This window comes from Scandinavium hiltneri (assembly GCF_024764835.1).
Lineage (GTDB): Bacteria > Pseudomonadota > Gammaproteobacteria > Enterobacterales > Enterobacteriaceae > Scandinavium > Scandinavium hiltneri.
In genome coordinates this window covers 1-467 of record NZ_JALIGE010000038.1, presented here as the reverse complement: position 1 = coordinate 467, position 467 = coordinate 1, and the positions used below count along the sequence as shown (strand labels likewise).

Here is a 467-nt window from a genome sequence, read left to right as displayed (position 1 = left end):
TGCCCAGCCAGTCGATCTTCATCATCAGCCCGGACAGCGCCCAGCACAGGTAGACGCCGCTCACTGCCTGGACGGTTGCCCAGAACCAGTGGTCGTAGCGGCGCTGCGCCATGTCCACCACCCTCGGGTAGTAGAGGAAGCTGGCGGTGGTCACGGCAAGGGCGATGCACAGGGTCAGCAACGAACTCTGGTGGCGACGCAGGACGACCCGCAGGACATAGCCGAACATGAAGTGGGCGCTGCTGATCAGGGTGATGTCCAGGCTGAACGGCAGGCCGGGCAGCAGGTACTGTTCGCCGCCGAACTCCACCGGGATCTGCCAGAACGTCTTGAGGAACAGGATGCCCAGGCCCAGTTGCACGGCCAGCAGCACGCAACTGGCGGCGAGGGATAGGCCGAGACGCTGGATGACGCGCAGCATGAACCAGGCGAACAGGGTCGCTACCCAGAAGTGCGGCAGGTACCAG

Annotated in this window: 1 protein-coding gene; it reads right to left on the bottom strand. The window is 64.5% G+C overall.

Going from position 1 to position 467, the window contains the following annotated elements:
• The coding region (locus tag MUU47_RS00170) for a hypothetical protein (RefSeq protein WP_258986116.1) at nucleotides 1-467 on the bottom strand (467 nt) is incomplete at both ends.